Raw genomic sequence first — 25,144 nt, 5'->3', positions numbered from 1 at the left:
CCCCACCAGAACGCCCGATGTGAGCGGTCGACATGCCCGGATCAGGCGCCGCACGCATGGTCGTGCGTGGAGAGGGCCACACGGGGAGCGCGGTTGTGGGGCACCACAGCAACGGGACGATGCGGCGGCGGGCCTCCCGCACGCGGCCGCCACCGCGCCTCGTGCGGCGTTGTGCCGTTCCCACAACCGGCCGCTACGCTTGCCCGCATGGTCACCACGGACATGCGCGCCGAGACGCTGCGCCGCCTCCGTGCCGGCACCGGGCGCCTCGCGACGATCGCGCTGAAGAAGCTCGACGCCGACTACCCGTGGTTCCGAGAGCTGCCCGCCCAGGAGCGCTCGTGGGTCGGCTCGGTCGCGCAGGCCGGCATCGCGTCGTTCGTCGCCTACTTCGCGGACCCGCACGCCGGCCATCGCGGCACGCTCGAGATGTTCGCCTCCGCGCCGCCCGAGCTCACCCGCACCATCTCGCTCCAGCACACGCTGACCATCGTCCGCACGTTCGTGTCGGTGGTGGAGGACCACTCCGACGAGTTCGCCGCCGTGGGCGCCGAGGCGCACCTGCGCGAGGCGATCCTGCGCTACTCGCGCGAGATCGCGTTCTCGGCCGCCGAGGTCTACGCGCGCGCCGCCGAGTCGCGCGGCGCATGGGACGCCCGCCTCGAGGCCCTCGTGGTCGACGCGCTCGTGCGCGGCGAGGTGGACGACGACCTGCCGTCGCGCGCGGCCGCGCTCGGGTGGAAGCCCGGGCCCACCCTCGTGATGGTGGGCCACACGGACGGCCCCCTCGGCGAGCTGCAGTCCGCCGAGCTCCGCCGCACCATCCGGCGCGCCGCGCACGGCGCGCTCGTCGGCATCCACGGCGAGGACCTCGTGGTGATCGCGCGCGTCGACGCCGACATGGACGAGCTCAACGCCACGCTGCTCCCCTGCTTCGGGCCGGGCCCGGTGGTGGTGGGCCCGCCCGCCGTCACGCTCGTCGAGGTGGCCCGCTCGACGCGGGCCGCGATCCACGGCGCGACCGCGGCGCCCGCGTGGGCGCTCGCCCCACGGCCCGTCAACGCGGACGACCTCCTGCCGGAGCGCGTGCTCGTCGGGGACGCGGCGGCCGCGGACCGGCTCATCGCCGTCGCGTACGACCCGATCGCGTCCGCCGGCGGCTCTCTCAAGGAGACCGTCGCGACCTTCCTCGACTGCGGGCGCTCCCTCGAGCTCGCGAGCCGGACGATGTTCGTGCACGCCAACACGGTCCGCTACCGGCTGCGCAAGGTCGCCGAGCTGACCGGCTGGGACGTGCTCTCGACGCGGGACGCGCACGTCCTGCAGATCGCCTTCGCGCTCGGCCGTCTGCGAGACGCCGCCACGAGCACCTTGTAGGTTTCCCACAAGAACTCGGGCCCGAATCCGTACCCTGATGCCGCAGAGGGCCCCCGGATGTGAGGCAGGCTATAACCCGTGATCGCCATTCTCTGTCCCGGCCAGGGCGCCCAGACCCCCGGGATGCTGTCCCCGTGGCTCGAGCTGCCCGAGGTCGCCGAGTCCCTCGCCGGCCTCTCCGAGGCCGCCGGCGTCGACATCGTCCGCCACGGCACCGCGTCCGACGCCGACACCATCCGTGACACCGCCGTCGCCCAGCCACTGCTGGTCGCCACCGCGATCGCGACCGGTCGCGCGCTGCTCGGCGACGCCGCGCCCGCGCTCGCCGCCGGCCACTCGGTGGGCGAGCTCGGGGCCGCCGCCCTCGCGGGCGTCCTCACCGACGCCGACGCGATGCGTCTCGTCGCCGTCCGCGGCGCCGCGATGGCCCGCGCCGCCGCATCGTCCGAGGCGACCTCGATGGCCGCGGTCCTGGGCGGCGACGCCGCCGAGGTGGCGTCGGCCCTCGAAAAGCACGGCCTCACCCCCGCCAACGTCAACGGCGGCGGCCAGGTGGTCGCCGCGGGCGCCAAGGCCGCGATCGACGCGCTCCTCGCGGAGCCCCCGGCCCGCGCCCGCGTCATCGAGCTGCAGGTCGCCGGCGCGTTCCACACCACCTACATGATCCCCGCGGTCGCGGACCTCGACGCCGCCGCCGCGCAGGTCTCCCCCGGCGAGCCCGCCGGCGTGCTGCTGTCCAACGCCGACGGCGCCCAGGTGGCCGACGGCGCCGACGCCCTCGCGCGCATCGTGCGCCAGGTCGCCAACCCGGTCCGCTGGGACCTCTGCATGGAGACGATGCTGTCGCTCGGTGTGACCGGCATCGTCGAGGTCGCCCCCGGCGGCGTCCTCACCGGCCTGGCCAAGCGCGCGATGAAGGGTGTCCCGTCCGTCGCGCTCAAGACCCCCGACGACCTTGCCGCCGCCCGCGAGCTTCTGGAGACCGCCGCATGACCACCCTCAACGTCCGCCGCGGTCCCGAGTTCACCCGCATCCTCGGCCTCGGTGTCGCCCGCGGCGAGAACGCGGTGCCCAACGACGACCTCATCGAGCCGATCAACTCGTCCGACGAGTGGATCCGCAAGATGACCGGCATCGTGACGCGCGTCCGCGCGAACGAGGACACCTCGGTCATCGACCTGTCGGAGAGGGCCGCGCGCGACGCGATCGCGCAGGCCGGCATCGACGCGTCCGAGATCGACGCCGTCATCCTCTCGACCATCTCGTACCCGCGCATCACGCCCGGCGGCGCGCCCGTGCTGGCGGACCGCATCGGCGCGACCCCCGCGGCCGCGTTCGACATCTCCGCGGCCTGCGCCGGCTACTGCTACGGCATCGGCCAGGCCGATGCGCTGGTGCGATCGGGCGCCGCGCGCCACGTCCTCGTCGTGGGAGCCGAGAAGCTGAGCGACTTCGTCGACCCGGCCGACCGGTCGATCTCCTACCTGCTCGGCGACGCCGCGGGCGCGGTCGTCATCGGCGGCTCGGACACGGCCGGGATCGGCCCCACCGTCTGGGGCTCGGACGGTGCCGCGTCGGAGCTCATCAAGCAGGACCACACCTGGCTGGAGATCCGCGAGGACCGCGACCTGCCGTTCCCGACGCTGCGCCAGGAGGGCCCGAGCGTCTTCAAGTGGGCGTCGTTCAAGATGGCCCCGGTGGCGCTGCAGGCGATCGAGGCCGCGGGCCTCACGCCGGACGACATCGACGTGTTCATCCCCCACCAGGCGAACCTGCGCATCATCGACCAGATGGTCAAGCAGATCGGCCTGCCCGCGAGCGTCGTCGTCGCGAAGGACATCGTCGACTCCGGCAACACGTCGGCGGCGTCGATCCCGCTCGCGACCGAGCGCGTGCTGCGCGACGGCGTCGCGAAGAGCGGCGACGTCGCCCTGCAGATCGGCTTCGGCGCGGGCCTGGTCTACGCCGCCCAGGTGGTCGTCCTCCCCTGACGGAGGGCCCCACGGTAAGTTCACACACGTTCGCAACGAACATGGCGCCCCGGCGCCACGACACGAAGGAGCAGCAATGGCACTGTCCAAGGATGAGGTCCTCGCCGGTCTGGCCGAGATCGTCTCGGAGGAGACGGACATCGACACCGCCGAGGTGACCCTCGAGAAGTCGTTCACCGACGACCTCGACATCGACTCGCTGTCGATGATGACGATCGTCACCCTCGCGGAGGAGAAGTTCGACGTCCGCATCCCCGACGAGAAGGTCAAGGACCTCGTCACCGTCGGCGACGCCGTCGACTTCATCGCCGCGGCCTAAGACCCGCAGCACCACCGTCCCCACGCACCCCCACCCTCTCGGAGGATCGCCCATGAACGTCGTCGTCACCGGACTCGGCACCACCTCGCCGCTCGGCGGGGACGTCGCCAGCACCTGGGAGGCCGCGCTCGCCGGCCGCTCCGGCGTCCGCACGCTGGAGAACGACTGGGCGGAGAAGTACGGCGTGCCGGTGACCTTCGCGGGTCAGCTGGTCGTGCCGCCCTCCGAGGTGCTGTCGCGCCCCGAGACCAAGCGCATGGACCCGTCCGCCCAGATGGCGATCGTGGCCGCGCGCGAGGCGTGGGCGGACGCCGGGCTCGCCGAGACCGAGGTGGACCCCGATCGCCTGGGGAGCGTCGTCTCCTCCGGCATCGGCGGCGTGTGGACGATGCTGACGGCATGGGACACGGTGAGGGACCGCGGCGCGTCGCGCGTCCTGCCCCTCACCGTGCCCATGCTGATGCCCAACTCCCCCACCGCGTACGTCTCGCTCGAGTTCAAGGCGCGGGCCGGCTCGCACTCGCCCGTCTCGGCCTGCGCCTCGGGCGCCGAGGCCATCGGCATGGGCTTCGAGATGATCCAGTCGGGCCGTGCGGACGTGGTGATCTGCGGCGGCACCGAGGCGGCGATCCACCCGCTGCCGCTGTCGGCCTTCGCCGCGATGCAGGCGCTGTCCAAGCGCAACGACGACCCGCAGGGCGCCTCACGACCGTACGACGTCAGCCGCGACGGCTTCGTCATGGGCGAGGGCGCCGGCGTGGTGGTCCTCGAGTCCGAGGAGCACGCCAAGGCCCGCGGCGCCCGCGTCTACGCGAGCGTGCTCGGCCTCGGCATGACCGCCGACGCGCACCACATCGCCGCGCCGGAGCCCAACGGCGCCGGCCAGACCAAGGCCATGGAGCTCGCGCTCGAGCGCGCCGACCTCACCACGGCAGACATCGCGCACGTCAACGCGCACGCGACCTCCACCCCGGTCGGCGACATGATCGAGGCGCGCGGCATCCGCTCGCTGCTCGGCGCGCACGCGGACCAGGTGCTGCTGTCCGCGACGAAGTCGATGACCGGCCACCTCCTCGGCGGCGCCGGCGCGCTCGAGTCCGTCTTCACCATCAAGGCGCTCGAGACCCGCACCGCTCCCCCGACCATCAACGTCACGGAGCCGGACCCGGAGCTCGAGGTCGACCTCGTCCGCGACACCCCTCGCGCCCTCCCCGAGGGCCAGATCGCGGCGATCAACAACTCGTTCGGCTTCGGCGGCCACAACGTCGCCCTGGTCTTCGGCGTCTGACCTGGGTTAACGTCGGGGCGTGAGGCGCCCCGTACGTGCGGTTCTGTCCCTTCTGGGAGTGCTCGCCGTCGCGGGCTGCGTGGGCGGCGACACGGACTCGTCGCCCAGCAACGCGCCGCCCGTGTCCGAGTCGGCCGGCGGCGTCGAGGGCCTGCTCGCGCCCTACGCGCTCACCTACGAGGTGGTCGACGAGGGCCTCGCGGCGCAGGCGGCGGAGCTCGACACCTCGGTCTACGTCGCCGCTCCCCTGCTCACGACCGGCACCCAGGCGGTGCTCGAGCTGCGCGGGGACCTCGCACCGCTCACCCTGCTCGACGCCTCCGGCTCGACGCTGGCGGCGCTCACCGCTACAGACGACTCCCTCGTCGGGCTGAGCCGCGCCTGCCTGTCGGACAGCGGCGGCTACGCGTTCTGCGCCCGCATCGCCACGTTCGAGGGCGGCGGCGTCGCGATCGACGAGGCCACCGAGTCCCTCGATCTCGACCACCACGCGGTGGAGCCGGACGCCGACGGTGCGGGCTTCTGGGCGGACCGGTACGTGCCCGTCGAGTGCGGGGACGACGTCTACCCGTGCGGGCTGGGCGACGAGCCGCTGGAGCGCATCTACGACTGCGAGGTCGTGCACGTCCGCGACGGCGAGGCGGTCTGGGAGTGGTCCGCGCTCGAGCACTTCACCGACGCGATGCTCGACACCGCCGCCACCACCGCCGTGTACGCCCCCGTCGACCCCTTCCACTGCAACTCGGTCCAGCCGTCCGACGACGGCGCCACCGTCTACGTGTCGATGCGCCACCCGAGCACGGTCATGGCGATCGACGTCGCCACGGGCGACATCCTGTGGACGTTCGGCCACGACGACAGCGCCCTCGCGCTCGCCGTCGACGACCCCGCGGACCTGCTGGGCGACCGTCCGGTGCTGAACGGGCAGCACGACTTCCGTTGGCTGGGCGGCGACCGCTTCTCCGTGTTCGACAACGGCTCGGGAGGCGTGGGCACCGCGCGGTTCGTGGTGCTCAGCGTCACCGACGGCACCGCGACCATCGAGAACGTGGTCGAGGACCCCTCCGGCCGGGAGTCACGATGCACGGGCTCGGCCCGCCCGATGGACGCGGACGAGACGTTCTGGGCCGTGTCGTGGGGCTGCAGCGAGTCGGGGGTCTCGGTCGTCACCGCCGACGGCCGCGAGGTCGCGCGTCTCACGGTGGACCTCGACGCCGGCATCGAGCAGGAGATCCTCACCGACGTCGCGGCCGAGCAGCCGGAGCTGGGCCACACCGTCGGCTACCAGGCCGTGGTGGGACGTCCGGGGCTGCTGGGCTGACGCACCGTCCGTCGCGGGCCGACGCCGTTCGTCAGGAGATGCCGCGCTCGAGGCTGGCGAGCGCGCGGTCGAGCACCTCGACGATGGGCTCGTCGGAGTGGCTCGCCCACCACACGGCCGAGGCGAGGATGCAGCCCGTGATCGCCTGGCCCGCCGCCCGTGCCTCGAGGCTGTCGACGTCGATGTGCTCCGCCTTGGCGACCTGCCGGGACAGGCCCTCCGTCATGTCGCCCAGGCCGCGGACGCCGGCGGCGAAGACCTCCGACGACGCGCCGATGATCCGCAGGCGGACCCGCGTGATCTCCTCCTCCTCGCCGGGCACCTCGAGCGTCTCGCGCATGGCGGCGCGCAGGCCGGCCATGCCCGGCTCGGTCGCGGGGTCCACGAGCCGCTCGGCGAGGCGACGGTACGTCGCGAAGAAGTCGCGCCACACCAGGTCGGCCTTGTTCTCGAAGTGCCGGAACAGCGTCCGGCGCGAGACACCGGAGCGCTCCGCGATGTCGTCCATCGACACGGCGGCGTAGCCGCGCTCCGCGAACAGGGTCGCGGCGATGCGCGCGATCTGGTCGGGATCCGCGATCTGGGGACGGCCGGGACGGCGGTGCTCGCTCACGTGCTCACCCTAACCCGCCTGGTCCGCGCCCACACGGTCAGCCCACGCGGTGCAGCCACCGGACCGGCGCGCCGTGGCCGGCGTAGCGGAACGGCTCGAGCTCCTGATCCCACGCGGTGCCGAGCGCGAGGTCCATCGCCCGCTGGAAGTCGCCCATCGTGGCGCCGTTGTCGAGCGCGGCACGGATGCGGTCCTCCGGGACCACCGTGTTGCCGTGGACGTCGATCACGGCGTGGAAGATGCCCAGCGACGGGGTGTGCGACCAGCGGCCGCCGTCGGCGCCGAACGACGGCTCCTCGGTCACCTCGTAGCGCACGTGCTCCCAGCCGCGCAGCGCGGACGCGAGCGTCGCGCCGGTGCCCTGCTGACCCTGCCACGCTACCTCGGCGCGCAGCAGACCCGAGCCCGCGGGCTGATCCGTCCAGTCGAAGGAGGCGCGCGAACCCAGCACTCCCTGCGCCGCCCATTCGATGTGCGGAGTCATCGCTCGGGTCGCGGAGTGCACGAAAAGGACACCACGGGTGATTGCTGCCATGACCCTTTCCTTCCTCTGAGGTGCGTCTTCCCCTACGACCTCGAAAGAAACAGCCGGTGGCACCGGGTGTGGCTCGATTGTGCCTCACCCGGGCCGGATGCGCCAGCGGCGCGCCCCGCATGTCGGAGGGTCGTGCGAGGGTGGACCTCATGGCGACCAGCGAGAACATCGTCACCGTGGCCCAGATCCGGGCGGCCGAGGCGCGCACCATGCGCGACGTCCCCGAGGACGTGCTCATGGACAGGGCCGCGGAGGCGGTGGCCGATGCGGCGGCGGGCCTCGCGGCGGAGCGCGGGCTCGCGCTCGACGGGCTCCCCGTCTGCGTGGTCGCAGGGCCCGGCAACAACGGCGGCGACGCGCTCCTCGCGGGGGCGCTGCTCGCCCGGCGCGGCGCGCGCGTGGTCGCGGTGATCGCCGCTGACCGCGCGCACGAGCGCGGCGTGCGGGCGCTCGAGGACGCCGCGGGCGAGGGATCCGTGTCGGGCGTCGCGTTCCCGCTGGGCCGCGAGCGCGTCCTCGACTCGCAGCTGGTGATCGACGGATTCTCCGGGATCGGCGGCAGGCCGGGGCTGCCGGAGGACGCGTGGTCGCTGCTCGGCCGCGCGGTGGCGGCGGGCCTCCCCATCGTCGCCGTGGACGTGCCGTCGGGGCTCGCGGCGGACTCGGCGGAGCTCCCCGCACCGGACCCGGGCGCCCGCCCCGACGTCCCGCCCCGCTACGTGGTCGCGGACGTCACGGTCACCTTCACCGCGCCCAAGCGCTGCCTCGTCGAGCAGCCCGCGGCTGCGGCGGCGGGCCGGGTGATCGTCGCCGACGTCGGGATCGACCTGCCGGGCTGATCAGCCCTGCTGCTCGAGCGACTCGCGCATCTCCCGCATCGCCTTGCGACGCACGTCCTTGCGCAGGCGGTCGAGGTAGAGCTTGCCGTCGAGGTGGTCGCACTCGTGGTTGATGAGGCGGGCCCAGATCTCCTCGCCCTCGATCTCCACCTTGTCTCCGGCGAGGTCGGTGCCGACGGCACGCGCGTAGGCCGGCCGCTCGCACGGGTACCAGAGGCCGGGCACCGAGAGGCAGCCCTCCTCGCCGAGCTCCTGGAAGTCGTCGCTGACCTCGACGATCTCGGGGTTGAGGATGTAGCCGATGTCGCCGTCGATGTTCCACGAGAACGCCCGCAGCGACACGCCGATCTGGTTCGCGGCAAGGCCGGCGCGACCCTCGTGGTCGACCGTCTCGACCAGGTCCTCGACGAGCTGCCGCACGCGGTCGTCGATCGCGGTGATCGGCTCGCAGGGGGTACGGAGGACGGGGTCGCCGATCACTCGGATGTCACGCATTGCCATGGCGGTATCCTCCCATGCCCCGGACGTGGGCGTATCGTCGGGATATGACGCTCGAGACCGCGAGACTCCTGCTACGGCCGTTCAGCGCCGACGACGCCGCAGATGTCCACGTGTACGCCTCGGATCCCGCGGTGTGCCGTTTCACCGAGTGGGGCCCCAACAGCGAGGACGACACGCAGGCGTGGGTCTCGGCCGCCGCGGACGCCGGGATCCCTGCTCACTGGGCGATCACGCTGAGGGACGATGCGGTGGGCGCGGCGGGCCGGATCCCCGCCGGGACGGTCGTGGGCGGGGTCGGCGTGTACGGCGAGGGACGCGGCCCGATGGAGTCGACGCCCGAGGTCCGCGAGCTCGGCTGGGTGGTGCGCCGCGACCTGTGGGGCCGGGGCATCGCGACCGAGGCGGTGCGCGCCGTCATCGACGCGCTCCTCGAGGAGGACGGGCTCGAGCAGCTGCACGCACGGTGCCGCCCCGAGCACAAGGCCTCCGCGAAGGTCATGGCGCACCTGGGGCTGTCGCTCGTCCGGCGGATCGAGAACGACATCGAGCGCGACGGCCAGTGGATGCACTCCGACCTGTACGCGCTGTCCCTGCCCCGGTGACGCCCGTGCGGCGGTGGGAGCGCGCCGACGTCGCGGCCGCGTGGCCCGTGCCGGGCGCGGCCGACGACAAGTACTCGCGCGGCGTGGTCGGCGTCATCGCCGGCTCCGAGGCCTACCCCGGCGCGGCGGCGCTCGTGGTGTCGGGCGCGGTCCGCGCGGGGGCGGGCATGGTGCGCTACGTCGGCCCCGAGCGCGCGCAGGACCTCGTGCTCGCGCATCGTCCCGAGGCGGTCATCCACCACCCCGTCGACGTCGCGGAGCGGCTCCCGAGGGCGCAGGCCTGGGTGGTCGGACCGGGGGTGTCCGACTATCCCGAGCAGGACGCCGCGATCGGCGCGGTCGTCGCCGAGTCCGCCCCCATGGTGGTCGACGCCGGCGCGCTCGAGACCGTGGCGCGCGCCCGTGCCGCCGGCGTGCGGGCGGTGGGCGCCGAGCGCGTGCTGCTCACGCCCCACGCGGGCGAGCTGGTGCGCACCCTCGAGGCGCTGCGCCACGACGTGACCGCCGCAGACGTCGAGCGGGACCGCGTGGGCCACGCGCGGCTCCTCGCCGAGACGGCTCGCGCGACGGTGCTGCTCAAGGGCGCGGTGACGCTCATCGTTTCTCCCGGCGGCGCCACCATCGAGCTGCCCGAGGCGCCCGCGTGGCTCGCGACCGCGGGCGCGGGCGACGTGCTCGCGGGGATCGCGGGGGCGCTGCTCGCGGCGGACCTCACCGCCGACGTCGCGGGCGCATGCGCCGCCTGGGTGCATGCGCGCGCCGCCGAGCGCGCGTCGGGCGGCGGGCCGGTCGCGGCCCTCGACGTGGCCGGTGCGGCACCCGCCGTGGTCGCCGCGCTGCTGCGCTCCTGAGGCGGGTTCCGGCCGACGGTCACACGGAGAAGCCGAACAGCACCACGGTCGACCAGTACGCCACACCGAGCACTCCGGCCCCGCCCGCGGCGGCCGCCAGGCCGCGGCGGACGGGCGTCGCGGCCACCCACGGCATCAGCGCGCGCGTCAGCCCCGCGGTCACGCCGCACGGGACGCCCACCGCGAGCGCGGCGTACAGCCCACCCACGGCGTGCAGCGGCTGGGCGTAGGCGATGAAGACCACCAGCGGCGCGGCAAGCAGGGCGCCCATCACCACGAAGCCTCGCGCCGCGGCGCGGTCGGGGGCCCGCGAGGTGCGCGAGAACATCACGCGCCCGAGGGTGTGCGCCACCACGGGGATGCCCACGAGCGCGACGGCCACGTTCGTCACCGCGACGCCGAGGAACATGCCGAGGTCCTCGACCGTGTTCCGGTCGGGCGCAAGCGCCCGCGCCAAGGGCGCGGCCGCCGAGGCGAGCGCGAGCGCGACGACGGCGTAGAGCGGGATGCCGATCGCGGTCGCGAGCCACGCGGCGAGCGCGCCGCGCACGGGCGTCGTCGGCGGCGGGGCGAGCGGGGCGTCGGTGCTGGACATGGTGGCCCTCCCATCGGGCACCGGCGCCGGTGCCGTCGGGATCAGTGTGCGCCCGCGGGCGCCGATCAGCCGCGCGCCGTGCCGAGGGGCCACGTGGCCCACGTCGCGGCGAGCAGGGTGACCGCCACGAGGGTGAACAGCGCGGCGAGCACCGCGACCGCGGCGATCGCGACCGTCGACGAGGCGACGAGCGGCACCACCACCCGCGCGAGGGCGGCGGTCACGGCGCACGGCAGCACGAGCCCCAGCAGCACGAACACCGCCGACGCCGGGTCGTCGCTGCCGATCACGATCGCCAGCGCGGGGGCGAGCGCGAGCGCGCCGCCGAGCATCGCGAACGAGCCGACCGCGCGCGAGGTCGGCTGGTCCGCGGTGCGCTCGTGGAGCCAGCGGCCCGCCGTGTGGGCGGTGACGACGATCCCGACCGCGACGATCAGAGCGGTCGCGAGGAACACCGCGACCTCGGTCTGGTCGAGACGCAGCCGCACGCCCGCGCCGCCTCCCGTGAGAGACTCCCACACCATCGCACCGGTGAACGCGCACGCGCTGCCCAGCACCGCGTACAGCGGGATGGTCACCGCCGCGGCCACCCACGCGGCCGCCTCGGGGCTCTCGAGGGCCGGGGCGGGGACGGGATCGATCGCGTGCGCCATCACCCCAGGTTCGCACGCACCGCGCCGCTAGGTGAGAGGAGTGAGCGTGAACCGCGGCGTGTCGCCAGGTGCGAGCGACTCCGCGGTGAGGACGGCCCGCTTGACCGGCAGCACGAAGGTGCGCCGCTCCTTGGACGGGAAGATGCTCGTGCGCCACGTGGTGGCGCCGATCGTGACCTCCACCTTCACGGCCCCGAAGCCGCGGCGCGGCCCGTGCTGGGCGTCCTCGATCTCGTCGGCGACGTCGAACGGCACGTCCGCGAAGATCCACGTGTCGGTGCGCGCGTCCCACGCGTAGAGGGTCGCCTCGAAGGTGTAGCCGGTCACCTCAGCGACGCTAGCGCCGACCCCACGATCTCCGCCACGGGGGCGGTCGCGTCGACGCGCACGCCGCGCTCGCCCGACGCGAGCGGCTCGAGCGTCGCGAACTGCGACGCGACGAGCGCGGGCGGCATGAAGTGGTCGGCGCGGGCGGAGGAACGTCGGAGCGCCTCCTCCTCGGTGATCGCGAGCTCGACGAAGCGCGCCGCGGGCGCCGCGGCGACGATGCGGTCGCGGTAGGCACGCTTGAGCGCGCTGCAGGCGACCACCGCACCCCCGGCCGCCGCCGCATCGTCCAGCGTCGCGCCGATCCGGTCGAGCCAGGGCCACCGGTCCGCGTCCTCGAGCGGGACGCCCGCCGCCATCTTCGCGACGTTCGCCTCGGGGTGGAGATCGTCGCCGTCGACGAACGGCACCCCCAGCGCGGCGGCGAGGGCCGTCCCGACCGTGGACTTCCCGGTCGCGGACGGCCCCATCACCACGAGCAGCGGCGTCTCCCTCACCATGCCGACCCCTTCCGCGACGTTGCCACGAGGATAGGGCGTCCGGCCTGGTGTTTCGCGCGGGTTAATTCTTCGTATTCCGGACAAACCCCTACATGTTTCGGCGCTACCCTGCCCCCAGGACAGACGGTCCCGCAAGGACGCGGACCGCGCTGCGAGGGGGAGGAACCGCGCATGGCCGCACGCGCCTGGCGGGCTTCGAGGCGGGACCGCGCGCTGCGTGCGACGGCCCTCGTCGCCGCGACCCTGGGGCTCGCGCTCGGGTGCCTGATGCTCGCGGCCTCCGCGAGCGCCGCTCCCCCATCGACCGAGGACGGGGACGATGCGCTCGCCGCCTATCCGGCGCCCCCACCCGTCGCCCCCGAGCCCGAGCCCGCACCCGAGCAGGCGCCCGCCTACGCGCCGATCGTGCCCGCGCTCGCGCCGGCCGCGCCGGCGGTCCTACCGGAGAGGAAGCGCCGCGCGAGGCCCGCGCAGCCGGACCCGGCGCCTGCCGTCGTGGCGGTCGCGCCGGCCGCCGCCGCCACGCTCGTGTGGTCCTTCGACCTCGAGGGCGAGGACGGGATCGCCCTCGAGGGTCGGGAGCTGCGCCCCGGCGACAGGATCCGCATCCGCGCGAGCGGCCTGCCGGCCGCCGCGGAGATCACGGTCGCGCTCCACTCCACGCCGCTCGCGATGGGCTCCGGCAGCGCGACCGCCGCGGGCGACCTCGACCTCACGGCGACCGTTCCGGACGAGGCGGAGCCGGGCGACCACCGCGTGGTCGCGACGCTCACCGCGCCGGGCTACGCGCCGTCCACCGCATCGTCCGCCGTCACGGTCGCCGCGCCGTACCCGTGGCTGTCGCCGACGGTGCCCACGCTCGGCGACCTCCGCCTCACCCCGCTCAAGGTCGCCGCGACGGCCACGCTCGCCTCCGCGTTCCTGCTGCTCGCGGCCATCCCGGCGGAGCTGCTGCAGTCGACGCTCACCGAGAACTACGGGCGCGCGTTCGGCTGGGCGCGCCGCCGGCACCCGCGCCGGCGGCTGCTTCCGCCGGCGCTGCGGCGCCCATGGCTCACCAGCGGCGCCACCGTGGTGCTGGCGACCGCGATCCTGGGGCTCGGGCAGACCGGCTGGCACCTGAGCGCCGAGGCGGTCATCAGCTACCTCAGCCTGTTCCTGTCCCTCACCGTGCTCAACCTCGGCCTCAACGCGGGCCGCCTCCTCGCGGCGCGCAGGCGCCTGCGCGCGCCGGGCCGCCTCATGCCGATGCCGGGCGCGCTGCTCGTCGTCGCGGTGTCGGTCGCGATCTCGCAGGTGCTCCACATCGAGCCCGCGCTGCTGTTCGGCGCCGTGGTGACCGTCCAGTACGGGCGGGCGATGTCACGGCGCAACGAGGGCAGGCTCGCGCTGCTGGGCGTCGCCACCGCCTTCGGCATCGGGCTCGCCTCGTGGATCCTGCTGAGCCTGCTCGAGGGGATCGGCGCGGGCTCGGAGGGCGTCGCGCTGGTGCTCGTCGAGGAGACCCTCGCGGGCGTCGTCCTCGAGACCCTCGCCGCGCTCGTCGTCGGCCTCCTCCCCTTCACCTACCTCGACGGCAAGGCCATCCACGACTGGCACCGCCGCGCGTGGGCGGGCGCCTACTTCGTCGCGGCCGCGGCCTTCGTCCTCATCGCGGTGCCCACCGGCGAGGACTGGCAGGAGTCCCGCACCCCGCTCCTCACGTGGCTGCTCATCGTCGCGGGCTTCGGGGCGATCTCCCTCACGGCATGGGCCGTGTTCCGGTACCTGCCGGAGCGCGCACGCACCGTGCCCGGCGATCCCGAGGACCCGCGCGACGACGCCCGCGAGCGCGTCGCGGCGGACGCCTGAGCCCCGCCCGCGACCGGGACCTCGGTCCCACGCGGCGCAACCCCTCCGGCCTACCGTGAAGAGGTGGGTCGTCAACGGCGACGGCCCACGGCACGACGCCGTGCGGAGGCGATGTCATGAGGCAGGTCAGGGTCCACGGGCGGGGCGGCCAAGGGGTCGTCACGGCCGCAGAGATGCTCGCCCGCGCGGGGTTCCTCGCGGGCCACGAGGCGCAGGCCATCCCGTCGTTCGGGTCCGAGCGCACGGGCGCGCCGGTGGTCTCCTACTGCCGCTTCGCGGACGTGCCGCTGCGCACGCGCGAACCCGTGCTCGCCCCCGACGTGGTGCTCGTCCAGGACCCCACGTTGCTCGCCTCGGACCGGCCGTTCGCCGGGCTCGCGCCCGGCGGCCTCGTCATCGTCAACACCACCGCGGACGCGGGCGCCGTGCGCGCGGAGGCCGGCGCGCAGGAGGCCGATGCGACGGTCCTCACCGTGCCCGCCATGCAGATCACCCTCACGCACCTGGGCAGGCCGAAGCCTGCCGCCGCGATGCTCGCGGCGTACGCCGCCGCATCCGACGACATCACCCTCGACGCCGTCCAGCAGGTGTTCCGCGAGCGCTTCCCCGGAGCCGTGGGCGAGGCGAACGCCGCCGCGGCCGCCGAGGCCTTCGCCTACGTGCGGGACGAACTCGCCGAGGTGGCCGCGGCCGCCGGATCGGAGGCATGACATGCGCGAGGTGCTCGAGGGCTCCCAAGCGGTGGCCCGCACGGTCGCACGCTGCCGGCCGGGCGTGGTCTGCGCCTACCCCATCTCCCCGCAGACCCACATCGTGGAGGCGCTGTCCGTGATGGCCCGCACCGGCGAGCTCGCGGACTGCGAGTACGTCAACGTGGAGTCCGAGTTCTCGGCGATGTCGGTGTCGATCGGGGCGTCCGCGGGCGGGTCCCGCGCCTATACCGCGACCGCCTCGCAGGGGCTGCTCTACATGGCCGAGGCGGTGTACAACGCCGCGGGGATGGGCCTGCCGATCGTCATGACCGTCGCCAACCGCGCCGTGGGCGCGCCCATCAACATCTGGAACGACCACTCCGATGCGATGGCGATGCGCGACTCCGGGTGGCTGCAGCTCTTCGCGGCGGACAACCAGGAGGCCGCCGACCTCCATGTCATCGCCTTCGCGGTCGCGGAGGAGCTGGGCATCCCGGCGATGGTGTGCATGGACGGCTTCGTGCTCACGCACGCGTCCGACGTGGTCGAGCTGCCCACCGCCGCGCAGGTCGACGCCTTCCTGCCGCCCTACCGGCCCACGCAGGTGCTCGACATCCGCCACCCCACCACCATCGGCACGATGGCCGGCCCCGAGTCCTTCACCGAGACCAAGTACCTCCAGCACCTGCGCTTCCTCGACGCGACCGGCGTCATCGAGTCGTGGTCGGAACGCTTCCGCGAGGCCTTCGGGCGCGAGGCGGGCGGGCTCGTCGCCCGCTACGACCCCGACACGCTGGACCGCGACCGCCTGGCACCGCCCGCATCGTCCGACGACCTCGTGGTGGTGGCGATGGGCTCGGTGATCGGCACGCTGCAGGCGGCCCTCGCGCCGATGCGCGCCGCGGGCATCCCCGTCCGGCTGGTGGGGGTGTCCTCGTTCCGCCCGTTCCCTGGCGATGCGCTCCGCGAGGCGGTCGGCGCGTCGCGGCACGTCATGGTGATCGACCGGGCGCTCGAGCTGGGCTCGGGCGGCGTGCTCACCGGCTGCGTGGGGCGCGCGCTCGCCGGCACCCGGTCGCGGCTGCACTCCGTGGTCGCGGGGCTGGGCGGGCGGCCCATCCTCGAGGCCTCGCTACAGGAGGCCGTGCGGATGGCGCTCGACGGCGAGCTCGGGCGCCTCGAGTTCCTCGACCTCAGGGAAGGCGGCGTGCCCACGCCGACCGCGGGTGCGACGGAGGTGGCGCGATGACCACGGTGCACATCCCGTTCCTGCAGACCGGCACGCTCGCGGTCGGCGGGCGGCTGCTGGACGATGCGGAGCGCTCGGTCCAGTCGCACGCGGACCGGCCGTCCTCGCTCACCAAGGGGCACCGCGCGTGCCAGGGATGCGCCGAGGCGCTCGCGGCGCGGTGGGTGATGGACACCGCGGTCGAGGCCTCGGACGGCAAGCTCGTCGTCGCCAACGCGACCGGCTGCCTCGAGGTGTTCTCGACCCTGTACCCGGAGAGCGCGTGGAAGCCGCCGTGGATCCACTCGCTGTTCGCCAACGCGGCCGCGGTCGCGACCGGCATCGCCGCCTCGCTCCACGCGCAGGGCCGCGACGACGTGCGCGTCCTGGCACAGGGCGGGGACGGCGGGACCGTGGACATCGGCCTCGCGGCCGTGTCTGGCATGTTCGAGCGCAACGACGACGTGCTGTACGTCTGCTACGACAACCAGGGCTACATGAACACGGGCGTGCAGCGGTCCTCGGCGACCCCGGCCGCGGCCCGCACCGCGACCACCCCGGCGGTGGGGCGCAGCCCGGGCCAGGCCTTCGGGCAGGGCAAGTCGATGGTGAAGATCGCGATGGCCCATGAGATCCCGTACGTCGCCTCCGCGACGCCGGCGGACCTGCGCGACCTCGAGCACAAGGTGCGCACCGCGATGTCGATCCGCGGCGCCCGCTACCTCCACGTGCTGGTGCCGTGCCCCGTCGGATGGGGCTCGGCCTCGTCGCAGTCGATCGCGCTGGCGCGGGCCGCCGTGCAGTCGGGCATCTTCCCCGTGGTCGAGGCGCGGGCGGGCGAGCTCACCGACGTGCAGCGCATCCGCGAGCGCGCCGACGTCGAGGAGTACCTGCGTCCGCAGGCGCGCTTCGCGCACCTGTTCAAGCCCGGCGGCGAGGACGCGCTGGCGCGGTGGCGCGCGCTGGCCGACGCCAACATCCGCCGCTACGACCTCCTGGGAGAGCGCTCATGACCAGCCACGACGCCCCTCCGACCCTCGGCCTGTCGACCGGGCCGGCCACGTCGCTCGCCTATCACACGGGCACGTGGCGCACCGAGCGTCCGGTCTACGTCGAGCTCGCGCCGCCCTGCTCGCTCGGGTGCCCGTCGGGCGAGGACATCCGCGGCTGGCTCGGCTCCACGCAGGAGGGCGAGGAGGGCTTCGAGACCGCGTGGCGGCGGCTGGTGGCCGCGAACCCGTTCCCCGCGGTCATGGGTCGCATCTGCTACCACCCGTGCCAGACGGCCTGCAACCGCACGGACGTCGACGAGGAGGTCGGCATCAACGCGGTCGAGCGCTTCCTGGGCGACACCGCGCTCGAGCGGGGCTGGGCGCTGCCGGCGCCCGCCGCATCGTCCGGCCGTCGCGTGCTGGTGGTGGGATCGGGGCCGGCCGGGATGTCCGCGGCCTACCACCTGCGCCGGCTGGGACACGAGGTGGTGGTCCGCGAGGCCGCCGCCGAGCCGGGCGGGATGATGCGCTACGGCATCCCGGCGTACCGGCTGCCGCGCGAGGTGCTCGCGGCGGAGATCCGCCGCATCGAGGACACGGGCGTGCGGATCGAGTGCTCCACGCCGGTCACCTCGCTGGACGAGGCGCAGGCGGAGTTCGACGCCGTGGTGCTCACCGTGGGCGCGGGCGTGGCGCACCACGTCGACATCCCGGCGGGGGCGGCGTCGAAGATCGTCGACGCGATCGACGTGCTCAGGGACGTCGCCTCGGGGCACGCGCCGCTGCTCGGGCGCCGCGTGGCGGTCTACGGCGGCGGCAACACCGCGATGGACGCGGCCCGCACCGCGCGGCGGCTCGGGGCCTCCGAGGCGGTCGTGGTCTACCGGCGCACGCGCGAGCAGATGCCGGCCCACCCGACCGAGCTGGAGGACGCCGTCGGCGAGGGCGTGCGGGTGCAGTGGCTGTCGACGATCTCCCAGGTCGAGGGGCAGACCATCACGATCGAGCGGATGGAGCTCGACGAGGACGGGCGGCCGCACGGGACAGGGGTGTTCGAGGAGCTCGACGCGGACACCGTGATGCTCGCGGTCGGGCAGGACGCAGACCTCACGCTGCTGTCGGACGTGCCCGAGGTGGTCGTCGCCGACGGCGTGGTGCAGGTCGATCCCACCACGCTCATGACGGGGCGCGACGGGGTGTTCGCGGCGGGCGACGTCTCCCCCGGCTCGCGCACGGCGACGTATGCGATCGGGCGCGGCGCACGGGCCGCGAAGGCCGTGGACGCGTGGCTGGCGTCGCGGGTGCTGCCCGCGGAGCCGGTGCAGCGCGAGGCGACCGCGGAGCGGCTGCAGCCCTGGTACTACTCCGACGCGCCGAAGCAGCACCGCGCGGAGCTCGAGGCGGCGCGCCGGGTGACCGGCTTCGAGGAGGTGCTGGCGGGGCTGGACGCGGAGCACGCGGTGTTCGAGGCGCGGCGGTGCATGTCGTGCGGCTCGTGCTTCGAGTGCGACAACTGCTTCGGGATGTGCCCCGACGACGCGATCAAGAAGCTGGGCCCGGGCATGCGGTACGAGATCGACTACGACTACTGCAAGGGCTGCGGCATCTGCGCCGAAGAGTGCCCGTGCGGCGCGATCGACATGATCCCCGAGGTCAGGTAGGCGGGTCGCGGGGCGCCCTGGTGGCGCCGATCACGCTGGTGGCGGCAATCGCACGGGTGGCGCCGATCGCGCTGGTGGCGCTAATCGCGCCGGTGGCGCCAACCGCCCTGGTGGTACCAATCCAGACGTTTCGGCCCCGAAGCGTCCGGATTGGTACCACCGGGACGCGCGGGACGCGCGGGCACGCGCCCCAGGCACGGCGAAGGCCCGCCCCGGCGATCCCGTGAGGGACGCCAGGACGGGCCTTGCGAGTCCGCTGAAGCTTAGAGCGGGCGGATGTTCGCGGCCTGCATGCCCTTGGGGCCACGCTCGGCGTCGAACTCGACGCGCTGGTTCTCCTCGAGGGTGCGGAAGCCCTGGGTGTTGATCGCGCTGAAGTGCGCGAAGACGTCGGCCGAGCCGTCGTCCGGGGCGATGAAGCCGAAGCCCTTGTCCGGGTTGAACCACTTGACGGTACCGGTAGCCATGTTGCTGTCCTTCGTATTGCTGACCGCGGAGCGGTCGGTGTTGCTGCGCCGGCGGCGCCGACGTGCGTGGATGACCGGCGGCGGATGCCGACGGACGCTTATGTGATGGGCCACGATGCGGTGCTCGCCCTGGTCGGGCGGCGGGGCCGATGCGCGGTCCTGGCGGAGATATACACGCCTGGGCGCTAACGAGGCTCGGAACCCGGGTCCGCCGGGCTCGACGAGCACGCGAGCGGCTGCTCGCTTGTACGAGTGTACGGCATGGGCGCGACGGCGGGCGGAGAGCCGGGCCGTCAGCGCGGCTCGCCGAACGCGACCCGCCGCAGCATGGCCCGGAGCGCCTCGATCTCGGGCGCCGAGTGCGGCGCCCACAGGTCGCGTTGCGCATCCTCGATTCGCGCCCGCGCCTGTCCGAACAGTGCAGCCCCGGCCGGCGTCGCGGCCACGATGCGCGCCCGGCGGTCGGACGGGTCCTGGCGGCGCTCGAGAAGGCCCCGTGCCTCGAGCTCGTCGACCAGCGCGACGATCTGGCTCGGGTCGAGCCGGAGCCGCTCGGCCAGCTCGCGCTGCGACGGTTCGACCTCGACCGCGAGCGCGAGTACCGAGTAGGTCCGCACCTTGAGCCCGAGATCCGCGACCGCGCGATTGCCCACCGCCGACGCCATCGCGCTGGCGCGCGCGAGCAGGAAGCTCGTGTCGGCGTCGAGCGTCGGCGAGCTGTACCGAGCCGCGCCCTGGTCGGTTTCCATGCCCTCATCCTGCCACGCTTCGTGATGAAGTCAATCATTGACATTCTCAACGACCTCTGATGTGCTGACGTCCAGAACAAGGGAGTTCTCGCATGTCACCAGACCACACCTCGCTCGCCGGCAAGGTCGCGATCGTCACCGGATCCGGGCGCGGCCTCGGCCTCGCCTACGCCCTCGAGCTTGCGCGCCAGGGCGCCTCGATCGTCGTCAACGACGTCGACGAGGAGGCGACGAGCGCGGCCATCGAGCAGATCGCCAGGGCGGGCGGGAACGCCGTCGCGGTCGTCGCACCCGTCGGTCCCACCGCTAACGCCGACGCCCTCGTCGCCGCGGCGCTCGAGAGCTTCGGACGGCTCGACATCCTCGTCACCAACGCCGGGGTGCTGCGCGACACCGTGCTGTGGAAGATGACCGACGACGACTTCGACACGGTGATCGGGGTCCACCTGCGCGGCACCTTCACGTGCGTGCGGGCCGCGGCGACCCACTTCCGCGAGAACGGCGTGCCGGGCCGGATCATCTGCATCGGATCCCCCACCGGGCAGCGGGGAAACTTCGGCCAGACCAACTACGCGGCCGCCAAGTCGGGCATCGTCGGCATGGTGCGCACGTGGGCGCTCGAGCTCAAGCGCGCCGGTATCGCGGTGAACGCCGTGATCCCGGTAGCCGCGACCGCGATGACCGCGACGGTGCCGTACTTCGCGGCCGCCGTCGAGGCGGACGCCGCGGGTGAGCCGATGCCCGACTTCTACCGTCACGACCTCGGCTTCGGCACCGCGGACGACGTCGCGGGGCTGGTCGCGTACCTCGCCTCCGACGCGGCGGAGATCTCCGGGCAGGCGATCGGCATCGGCGGCGATCGCGTGCAGCTGTGGTCGCACCCGGAGCCCGTGGTCACGGGCTATCGCGAGGGCGGCTGGTCGTACGAGGCCCTCGCCGACGAGCTGCCGACGTTGCTGGAGGGCGGCCTCCAGTCGGTGGGCGAGTCGTTCCCGCCGCTGCCCGAGGCGCTCCAGCGCCCCCGTCCGAGCGCCTGAGCGGCACCGTCATGGCCCGCTACGAGCCGGCGATCGACCTCGCGGCGATCGAAGCTATCGACGTGCACGTGCACATCGAGGTGGACGATCATGGGCACGCGTCCCTGCCGCCCGACCTCGTCGAGGCCGCCTCACGCTACTTCCGGACGGACGGCCCGCGGCCCGAGCTCGCGGCGATCGCCTCGTACTACCGCGAGCGCCGCATGGCCGCGGTGGTCTTCACCGTCGACGCGGAGATCCAGCTCGGTCATCCCACCCTCGACAGCGCCGAGATCGCGTCGCAGGCGGTCGACCACGCCGACGTCCTCATCCCGTTCGGGTCGGTCGACCCGCATCGTCCCGACGCGGTCGAGCGCATCGCGCGCCTCGTCGAGGACCACGGCGTGCGCGGGTTCAAGCTGCATCCGACGGTGCAGGGCTTCGATCCCTCGGACGAACGCTGGTACCCGATGTACGCCGCAATTCAGGACGCCGGCGTCCCCGCGCTGTTCCACACCGGCCAGACCGGGATCGGCGCCGGGCTGCCCGGCGGGCGCGGGCTGCGCCTCGCGCTGTCGAACCCCATGCTGCTCGACGGTGTCGCCGCCGACTTCCCCGACCTGCAGATCATCATGGCCCACCCCAGCGTGCCGTGGCAGGACGAGGCCCTCGCCGTCGCCACCCACAAGCACAACACCTGGATCGACCTGTCCGGCTGGAGCCCGCGGTACTTCCCCGAGTCGCTCGTGCGCGCCGCAAACTCCTACCTCAAGGACCGTGTGCTGTTCGGCACCGACTTCCCGCTCCTCACCCCCGACCGCTGGCTTGACGACGTCCAGCGGACCGCCCTCAAGCCCGAACGGCTCGGCGCGATCCTCAAGGACAACGCCGTCCGCCTGCTCGGCCTGGCCACCTGACCGCGTCCGCCTGACCGCGGCCCCGACCACCGCATCGTCCCATCCCCCGACCCCGACCCGAAGGGCATCCCCATGACCACCACCGTCACCTACGCCGAGGTTCCGTCGCTCGAGGGCCGCGATCTCGGCTGGTCCGACTGGCTCGAGGTCACGCAGGACCGCGTGGACCTGTTCGCCGACGCGGTCGACGACCACCAGTGGATCCACACCGACCCCGAGCGGGCGCGGGCGGAGAGCCCGTTCGGCGGGCCCATCGCGCACGGCTTCCTGTCGCTGTCGCTCGCCACCAGGTTCTGGACCGAGCTTCTCGAGGTCGACGGCGTCACCACCAAGGTGAACTACGGCCTCGACAAGGTGCGCTTCATCTCGCCCGTGCGGGTGGGCGCGCGGGTCCGCATGAACGCCGTGGTCGCGGAGGTCGCCGAGATCCCCGGCGGGTTCCAGCTCACCGTCGACCAGACCATCGCGATCGAGGGCGGCGCCAAGCCCGCCGTCGCGGCACGCGGGCTCTACCGCTTCTACGCCTGACCCGACGGCACCCTCTCCCCTACGGCATCAGCGAGGATGACATGAAGAACCAGGGGCTCGGCGACTGGATCGCCCGGCGGCGCATCAAGTCGGCCGGCGACACGGCGCTCATCTGGCCCGGCGGCACGTACACCTACGACGAGTTCGCGGACCGCGTGGCGCGGCTCACCCGGGTGCTCGCCGACCGCGGGCTCGCCAAGCGCGACCGGCTGGTGTACCTGGGCAACAACCACCCGGACTTCCTCACCACGTTCTTCGCGTGCGGCGCGCTCGGCGCGATCTTCGTGCCCCTCAACACCCGGCTCGCCCCGCGCGAGCTCGAGTACATGATCGAGGATTCGGGCGCCGTGTTCCTCGTCACGCACGACTCCGTGCGCGCCCTCGCCCGCGCGGCAGCCTGGTCGAGCGGGATCCGCAAGCGCCTCGTGGTCGACGGCGAGGCGGACCTGCCGGCCGTGGAGAGCCTCGACGAGGCGATCGCGTCGACGGAGCCGGCCACGCTCGACGCCGAGGTGTCCCTCGAGGACCCCGCGATGATCCTCTACACGTCGGGCACCACGGGCCGCCCGAAAGGCGCGGTGCTCACCCACGGCAACCTCACCTGGAACGTCCTCAACGCGATCGTCGACTACGACGTCACCCGCGACGAGGTCGCGATGATGATGTCGCCGATGTTCCACGTCGCGGCGCTCAGCATGGGGGCGCTGCCGACGCTGCTCAAGGGCGGCGCCGTGGTGCTGCACGAGCGCTTCGACGGCGGAGACGTCCTGCGCGCGGTCGAGGAGCACGGCGTCACCAGCCTGTCGGGAGTCCCCACCACCTTCCAGTTCCTGTCCGAGCACCCCGCATGGGAGTCGACGGACCTGTCGAGCATCCGCAAGCTCACGTGCGGAGGATCCGCCATGCCGCTGCGCGTGATCGAGGCCTACGAGGCCCGCGGGCTCGCCTTCTCGAGCGGCTACGGCATGACCGAGGCCTCGCCCGGCGCGACCTCGCTGCCGGTGAGCAAGGCGCGCGATCACGTGGGCACCTCGGGCCTCGCGCACTTCTTCACCGACGTGCGCATCGTGGGCCCCGAGGGTGACGTGCTGCCGCCCGGCGAGGCCGGCGAGATCCAGATCAGCGGGCCGAACGTCATCCGCGAGTACTGGCGCCGTCCCGAGGCGACGGCCGAGGCGCGCGACGGCGACTGGCTGCGCACCGGCGACGTCGGCCGCCTGGACGACGAGGGCTACCTCACCGTCACCGACAGGCTCAAGGACATGATCATCTCCGGCGGCGAGAACGTGTACCCCGCCGAGATCGAGCAGCTCGTGATGGAGATGCCCGAGGTGCGCTCGGTCGCGGTGATCGGCGTCCCCGACGACCGCTGGGGCGAGGTGCCGCTCGCGATCGTGGCGCTGCATGAGGGCGCACAGGTCACCCCCGACGACGTCATCGGGCATGTGCGCGGCCGCGTCGCGAAGTACAAGCTGCCGCGCGCGGCGATCCTGGTCGACGACCTCCCGCGCACCGCGAGCGGCAAGGTCCGCAAGGTCGAGCTGCGCGAGCGCTTCCCCGACCTGCCTGGCATCGACGTCGCCCGCTGACAGCGCGCGGGCACGATGCGCGCCGTCCGGAGCGCGCACGGCTGCCCCCGACGCGCGTCGCGTCGGGGGCCGCCGTGCCTCTCGAGGCGCCTACTTGCCCGAGTACACCGGGAAGAAGCTGACGTCGCCGTAGTCCTTCGCCTCGAGCTCGATGAGGGACTTCATGTCCTCATCGGAGATCTCGAAGTCCACTTGGGCGTTGGCCTTCATGTGCTCGGGGTTCGCGGTCTTCGGCAACGCGACGGTGCCGAGCTGGATCACGTAGCGGATCGCGAGCTGCGGGACCGAGACGCCGTACTTCTCAGCAAGGGCGCCGATGGTCTCGTTGCCGAGGATCTCGCCGTGACCCATCGGCGAGTAGCCCTGGATCTGGATGTTCTTCTCCGCCGAGTAGGCGAGGATGTCCTGCGGCGTGTTGCCCGCGTGCACCAGCACCTGGTTGACGTGGGGGACGACGGTGGCGCCGGCGACCAGCGCATCGACGTCCTCGTTCTTGAAGTTGGAGACGCCGATCGCGCGGACCTTGCCCGCGGCGAGCGCCTCCTCCATGGCCTTCCACGCGGCACGGTTGCCGTCGGTGTAGTCGCCACCGCGGAAGTCGGCCCACGGCTGCGGCGCGTGGATGAGGAACAGGTCGATGTAGTCCAGGCCCATGGTCTCGAGCGAGCCGTCGATCGCGGCCACAGCCTCGTCGTAGGTCTTGATCTCGGCGTGCAGCTTGGTCGAGACGAAGATCTCAGAGCGCGGGACGCTCGCGGTACGCACGCCCTCGCCGACGCCGCGCTCGTTGCCGTAGGCCTGCGCGGTGTCGATGTTGCGGTAGCCGATCTCGACGGCGTCGCGCACGGCCTGGGCCGCGTCGGCGTCGTCGATGAACCAGGTGCCGAGGCCGAGCTTGGGGATCTCGACGCCGTTGGACAGGGTGTAGGTCTCGTTGAGAATCATGAGGTGCTCCTTGTGATCGTCGGCCCGTGGGTGGATCGTCGACGGGGGCTCTGCGGTGACGTCTCGTCTCGGCTTCGCTCCCGCCGTCTCCCCGACGGGGTCGACATCAACCTTCGCCGCGTCGCGACGGCGCTGGAAGTTGCTGCGCAAGGGGGTTCCCGCAGTACCCGCCACCGGGCCACCGCCCACGCGGCGCA

28 protein-coding genes are annotated in these 25,144 nt (G+C 73.3%); 18 read left to right on the top strand and 10 right to left on the bottom strand.

All coding sequences use genetic code 11. From position 1 onward, the window contains the following. Positions 1-207: 207 nt before the first annotated feature. The 6 genes from QQX09_RS13345 (at position 208) to QQX09_RS13320 (ending at position 6,296) form a co-directional block, all read left to right on the top strand. Positions 208-1,377: a PucR family transcriptional regulator gene (locus QQX09_RS13345; RefSeq protein ID WP_301135616.1), complete on the top strand. Its 1,170-nt coding sequence runs from the start codon at positions 208-210 to the stop codon at positions 1,375-1,377. Between the two features lie 78 nt (positions 1,378-1,455). Beyond that, positions 1,456-2,370: an ACP S-malonyltransferase gene (locus tag QQX09_RS13340; protein WP_301135614.1), complete on the top strand. Its 915-nt coding sequence runs from the start codon at positions 1,456-1,458 to the stop codon at positions 2,368-2,370. Beyond that, positions 2,367-3,368, top strand: coding sequence for a beta-ketoacyl-ACP synthase III (locus QQX09_RS13335; protein WP_301135612.1), 1,002 nt, complete (start codon positions 2,367-2,369; stop codon positions 3,366-3,368). Before QQX09_RS13340 ends, QQX09_RS13335 begins: the two co-directional genes overlap by 4 nt. A 76-nt stretch (positions 3,369-3,444) precedes the next feature. Further along, the gene (locus tag QQX09_RS13330) at positions 3,445-3,687 is read left to right on the top strand and encodes an acyl carrier protein (protein ID WP_062289298.1); all 243 of its coding nucleotides are present in this window, start codon (positions 3,445-3,447) and stop codon (positions 3,685-3,687) included. Positions 3,688-3,739: 52 nt separating this feature from the next. Continuing rightward, complete coding sequence (gene fabF / locus QQX09_RS13325) at positions 3,740-4,975, top strand: beta-ketoacyl-ACP synthase II (protein ID WP_301135609.1); 1,236 nt, start codon at positions 3,740-3,742, stop codon at positions 4,973-4,975. A gap of 58 nt (positions 4,976-5,033) precedes the next feature. Next, the gene (locus tag QQX09_RS13320; protein WP_301135607.1) at positions 5,034-6,296 is read left to right on the top strand and encodes an arylsulfotransferase family protein; all 1,263 of its coding nucleotides are present in this window, start codon (positions 5,034-5,036) and stop codon (positions 6,294-6,296) included. A gap of 31 nt (positions 6,297-6,327) precedes the next feature. Here QQX09_RS13320 and QQX09_RS13315 read toward each other — a convergent pair whose 3' ends face one another. Further along, positions 6,328-6,909, bottom strand: a complete 582-nt coding sequence (locus QQX09_RS13315; protein WP_301135605.1) for a TetR/AcrR family transcriptional regulator — start codon at positions 6,907-6,909, stop codon at positions 6,328-6,330. A gap of 37 nt (positions 6,910-6,946) precedes the next feature. Then, positions 6,947-7,444, bottom strand: a complete 498-nt coding sequence (locus tag QQX09_RS13310) for a DUF3145 domain-containing protein (protein ID WP_301135603.1) — start codon at positions 7,442-7,444, stop codon at positions 6,947-6,949. 149 nt (positions 7,445-7,593) lie between these two features. On the opposite strand from QQX09_RS13310, the gene QQX09_RS13305 reads away from it, so the two are divergent. After that, a complete protein-coding gene (locus QQX09_RS13305) occupies positions 7,594-8,283 on the top strand; it encodes an NAD(P)H-hydrate epimerase (RefSeq protein ID WP_301135601.1) in 690 nt (229 codons plus the stop codon). Here QQX09_RS13305 and def read toward each other — a convergent pair whose 3' ends face one another. Then, a complete protein-coding gene (gene def / locus QQX09_RS13300; RefSeq protein ID WP_301135599.1) occupies positions 8,284-8,784 on the bottom strand; it encodes a peptide deformylase in 501 nt (166 codons plus the stop codon). 44 nt (positions 8,785-8,828) lie between these two features. Here def and QQX09_RS13295 point away from each other — a divergent pair, with 44 nt between their 5' ends. Further along, positions 8,829-9,386: a GNAT family N-acetyltransferase gene (locus QQX09_RS13295; protein WP_301135598.1), complete on the top strand. Its 558-nt coding sequence runs from the start codon at positions 8,829-8,831 to the stop codon at positions 9,384-9,386. Beyond that, positions 9,383-10,237 carry an NAD(P)H-hydrate dehydratase gene (locus tag QQX09_RS13290; protein WP_301135596.1) on the top strand — a complete coding sequence of 285 codons (855 nt, stop codon included), beginning with the start codon at positions 9,383-9,385 and terminating at the stop codon, positions 10,235-10,237. The genes QQX09_RS13295 and QQX09_RS13290 overlap by 4 nt, the downstream gene beginning before the upstream one ends. 19 nt (positions 10,238-10,256) lie before the next feature. Here QQX09_RS13290 and QQX09_RS13285 read toward each other — a convergent pair whose 3' ends face one another. The 4 genes from QQX09_RS13285 to QQX09_RS13270 form a co-directional block, all read right to left on the bottom strand. Next, positions 10,257-10,832 (bottom strand): hypothetical protein, encoded by a 576-nt coding sequence (locus QQX09_RS13285; RefSeq protein WP_301135594.1) that lies wholly within the window; start codon positions 10,830-10,832, stop codon positions 10,257-10,259. 65 nt (positions 10,833-10,897) lie between these two features. Beyond that, entirely contained in the window at positions 10,898-11,485 is a 588-nt protein-coding gene (locus QQX09_RS13280) for a hypothetical protein (protein WP_301135592.1), read from the bottom strand. Positions 11,486-11,512: 27 nt separating this feature from the next. After that, positions 11,513-11,812: a DUF1905 domain-containing protein gene (locus QQX09_RS13275; RefSeq protein WP_301135590.1), complete on the bottom strand. Its 300-nt coding sequence runs from the start codon at positions 11,810-11,812 to the stop codon at positions 11,513-11,515. Further along, complete coding sequence (locus tag QQX09_RS13270) at positions 11,809-12,312, bottom strand: gluconokinase (RefSeq protein WP_301135588.1); 504 nt, start codon at positions 12,310-12,312, stop codon at positions 11,809-11,811. The genes QQX09_RS13275 and QQX09_RS13270 overlap by 4 nt, the downstream gene beginning before the upstream one ends. Before the next feature lie 171 nt (positions 12,313-12,483). Here QQX09_RS13270 and QQX09_RS13265 point away from each other — a divergent pair, with 171 nt between their 5' ends. The 5 genes from QQX09_RS13265 to QQX09_RS13245 all read left to right on the top strand — a co-directional run bounded on the left by QQX09_RS13265 (position 12,484) and on the right by QQX09_RS13245 (position 18,736). After that, positions 12,484-14,163, top strand: a complete 1,680-nt coding sequence (locus QQX09_RS13265; RefSeq protein WP_301135587.1) for a hypothetical protein — start codon at positions 12,484-12,486, stop codon at positions 14,161-14,163. A 116-nt stretch (positions 14,164-14,279) separates the two neighbouring features. After that, positions 14,280-14,873, top strand: coding sequence for a 2-oxoacid:acceptor oxidoreductase family protein (locus QQX09_RS13260; RefSeq protein WP_301135585.1), 594 nt, complete (start codon positions 14,280-14,282; stop codon positions 14,871-14,873). Position 14,874: 1 nt separating this feature from the next. Further along, positions 14,875-16,104 (top strand): hypothetical protein, encoded by a 1,230-nt coding sequence (locus tag QQX09_RS13255; RefSeq protein ID WP_301135583.1) that lies wholly within the window; start codon positions 14,875-14,877, stop codon positions 16,102-16,104. Beyond that, complete coding sequence (locus QQX09_RS13250; RefSeq protein WP_301135582.1) at positions 16,101-17,096, top strand: thiamine pyrophosphate-dependent enzyme; 996 nt, start codon at positions 16,101-16,103, stop codon at positions 17,094-17,096. The genes QQX09_RS13255 and QQX09_RS13250 overlap by 4 nt, the downstream gene beginning before the upstream one ends. Continuing rightward, positions 17,093-18,736 carry an NAD(P)-binding protein gene (locus QQX09_RS13245; protein WP_301135581.1) on the top strand — a complete coding sequence of 548 codons (1,644 nt, stop codon included), beginning with the start codon at positions 17,093-17,095 and terminating at the stop codon, positions 18,734-18,736. Before QQX09_RS13250 ends, QQX09_RS13245 begins: the two co-directional genes overlap by 4 nt. 263 nt (positions 18,737-18,999) lie before the next feature. Here the strand turns inward: QQX09_RS13245 and QQX09_RS13240 are convergent, their stop codons facing one another. Together QQX09_RS13240 and QQX09_RS13235 are read right to left on the bottom strand one after the other, a co-directional pair. After that, complete coding sequence (locus QQX09_RS13240; RefSeq protein WP_062289254.1) at positions 19,000-19,203, bottom strand: cold-shock protein; 204 nt, start codon at positions 19,201-19,203, stop codon at positions 19,000-19,002. 293 nt (positions 19,204-19,496) lie between these two features. Next, positions 19,497-19,952 (bottom strand): MarR family winged helix-turn-helix transcriptional regulator, encoded by a 456-nt coding sequence (locus QQX09_RS13235; protein ID WP_301135580.1) that lies wholly within the window; start codon positions 19,950-19,952, stop codon positions 19,497-19,499. 92 nt (positions 19,953-20,044) lie between these two features. Between QQX09_RS13235 and QQX09_RS13230 the strand changes: the two genes are divergently transcribed. The 4 genes from QQX09_RS13230 (at position 20,045) to QQX09_RS13215 (ending at position 24,002) form a co-directional block, all read left to right on the top strand. Next, positions 20,045-20,989: an SDR family NAD(P)-dependent oxidoreductase gene (locus QQX09_RS13230; RefSeq protein WP_301135579.1), complete on the top strand. Its 945-nt coding sequence runs from the start codon at positions 20,045-20,047 to the stop codon at positions 20,987-20,989. 11 nt (positions 20,990-21,000) lie between these two features. Continuing rightward, entirely contained in the window at positions 21,001-21,885 is an 885-nt protein-coding gene (locus tag QQX09_RS13225; protein ID WP_301135578.1) for an amidohydrolase family protein, read from the top strand. A 72-nt stretch (positions 21,886-21,957) separates the two neighbouring features. Then, a complete protein-coding gene (locus tag QQX09_RS13220) occupies positions 21,958-22,413 on the top strand; it encodes a MaoC family dehydratase (protein ID WP_301135577.1) in 456 nt (151 codons plus the stop codon). A gap of 41 nt (positions 22,414-22,454) precedes the next feature. Next, positions 22,455-24,002: an acyl-CoA synthetase gene (locus tag QQX09_RS13215; protein WP_301135575.1), complete on the top strand. Its 1,548-nt coding sequence runs from the start codon at positions 22,455-22,457 to the stop codon at positions 24,000-24,002. A gap of 90 nt (positions 24,003-24,092) precedes the next feature. Here the strand turns inward: QQX09_RS13215 and QQX09_RS13210 are convergent, their stop codons facing one another. After that, positions 24,093-24,947 (bottom strand): aldo/keto reductase, encoded by an 855-nt coding sequence (locus tag QQX09_RS13210; RefSeq protein ID WP_301135574.1) that lies wholly within the window; start codon positions 24,945-24,947, stop codon positions 24,093-24,095. Positions 24,948-25,144 lie beyond the last annotated feature (197 nt).

Origin of the sequence: Demequina litoralis (genome assembly GCF_030418455.1) — a bacterium.
Classification (GTDB): Bacteria; Actinomycetota; Actinomycetes; order Actinomycetales; family Demequinaceae; genus Demequina; species Demequina litoralis.
The sequence above is the reverse complement of the archived record's forward strand: the minus strand, read 5'-3'. Positions and strand labels throughout refer to the sequence as shown.

Coding starts and splice junctions, on each gene's coding strand:
- fabF (WP_301135609.1), top strand. CDS start 3,740: ATGAACGTCGTCGTCACCGGACTCGGCACCACCTCGCCGCTCGGCGGG.
- QQX09_RS13305 (WP_301135601.1), top strand. CDS start 7,594: ATGGCGACCAGCGAGAACATCGTCACCGTGGCCCAGATCCGGGCGGCC.
- QQX09_RS13260 (WP_301135585.1), top strand. CDS start 14,280: ATGAGGCAGGTCAGGGTCCACGGGCGGGGCGGCCAAGGGGTCGTCACG.
- QQX09_RS13245 (WP_301135581.1), top strand. CDS start 17,093: ATGACCAGCCACGACGCCCCTCCGACCCTCGGCCTGTCGACCGGGCCG.
- QQX09_RS13220 (WP_301135577.1), top strand. CDS start 21,958: ATGACCACCACCGTCACCTACGCCGAGGTTCCGTCGCTCGAGGGCCGC.
- QQX09_RS13230 (WP_301135579.1), top strand. CDS start 20,045: ATGTCACCAGACCACACCTCGCTCGCCGGCAAGGTCGCGATCGTCACC.
- QQX09_RS13250 (WP_301135582.1), top strand. CDS start 16,101: ATGACCACGGTGCACATCCCGTTCCTGCAGACCGGCACGCTCGCGGTC.
- QQX09_RS13295 (WP_301135598.1), top strand. CDS start 8,829: ATGACGCTCGAGACCGCGAGACTCCTGCTACGGCCGTTCAGCGCCGAC.
- QQX09_RS13265 (WP_301135587.1), top strand. CDS start 12,484: ATGGCCGCACGCGCCTGGCGGGCTTCGAGGCGGGACCGCGCGCTGCGT.
- QQX09_RS13215 (WP_301135575.1), top strand. CDS start 22,455: ATGAAGAACCAGGGGCTCGGCGACTGGATCGCCCGGCGGCGCATCAAG.
- QQX09_RS13225 (WP_301135578.1), top strand. CDS start 21,001: ATGGCCCGCTACGAGCCGGCGATCGACCTCGCGGCGATCGAAGCTATC.
- QQX09_RS13335 (WP_301135612.1), top strand. CDS start 2,367: ATGACCACCCTCAACGTCCGCCGCGGTCCCGAGTTCACCCGCATCCTC.
- QQX09_RS13210 (WP_301135574.1), bottom strand. CDS start 24,947: ATGATTCTCAACGAGACCTACACCCTGTCCAACGGCGTCGAGATCCCC.
- QQX09_RS13310 (WP_301135603.1), bottom strand. CDS start 7,444: ATGGCAGCAATCACCCGTGGTGTCCTTTTCGTGCACTCCGCGACCCGA.
- def (WP_301135599.1), bottom strand. CDS start 8,784: ATGGCAATGCGTGACATCCGAGTGATCGGCGACCCCGTCCTCCGTACC.
- QQX09_RS13240 (WP_062289254.1), bottom strand. CDS start 19,203: ATGGCTACCGGTACCGTCAAGTGGTTCAACCCGGACAAGGGCTTCGGC.
- QQX09_RS13280 (WP_301135592.1), bottom strand. CDS start 11,485: ATGGCGCACGCGATCGATCCCGTCCCCGCCCCGGCCCTCGAGAGCCCC.
- QQX09_RS13330 (WP_062289298.1), top strand. CDS start 3,445: ATGGCACTGTCCAAGGATGAGGTCCTCGCCGGTCTGGCCGAGATCGTC.
- QQX09_RS13345 (WP_301135616.1), top strand. CDS start 208: ATGGTCACCACGGACATGCGCGCCGAGACGCTGCGCCGCCTCCGTGCC.
- QQX09_RS13285 (WP_301135594.1), bottom strand. CDS start 10,832: ATGTCCAGCACCGACGCCCCGCTCGCCCCGCCGCCGACGACGCCCGTG.
- QQX09_RS13235 (WP_301135580.1), bottom strand. CDS start 19,952: ATGGAAACCGACCAGGGCGCGGCTCGGTACAGCTCGCCGACGCTCGAC.
- QQX09_RS13270 (WP_301135588.1), bottom strand. CDS start 12,312: ATGGTGAGGGAGACGCCGCTGCTCGTGGTGATGGGGCCGTCCGCGACC.
- QQX09_RS13255 (WP_301135583.1), top strand. CDS start 14,875: ATGCGCGAGGTGCTCGAGGGCTCCCAAGCGGTGGCCCGCACGGTCGCA.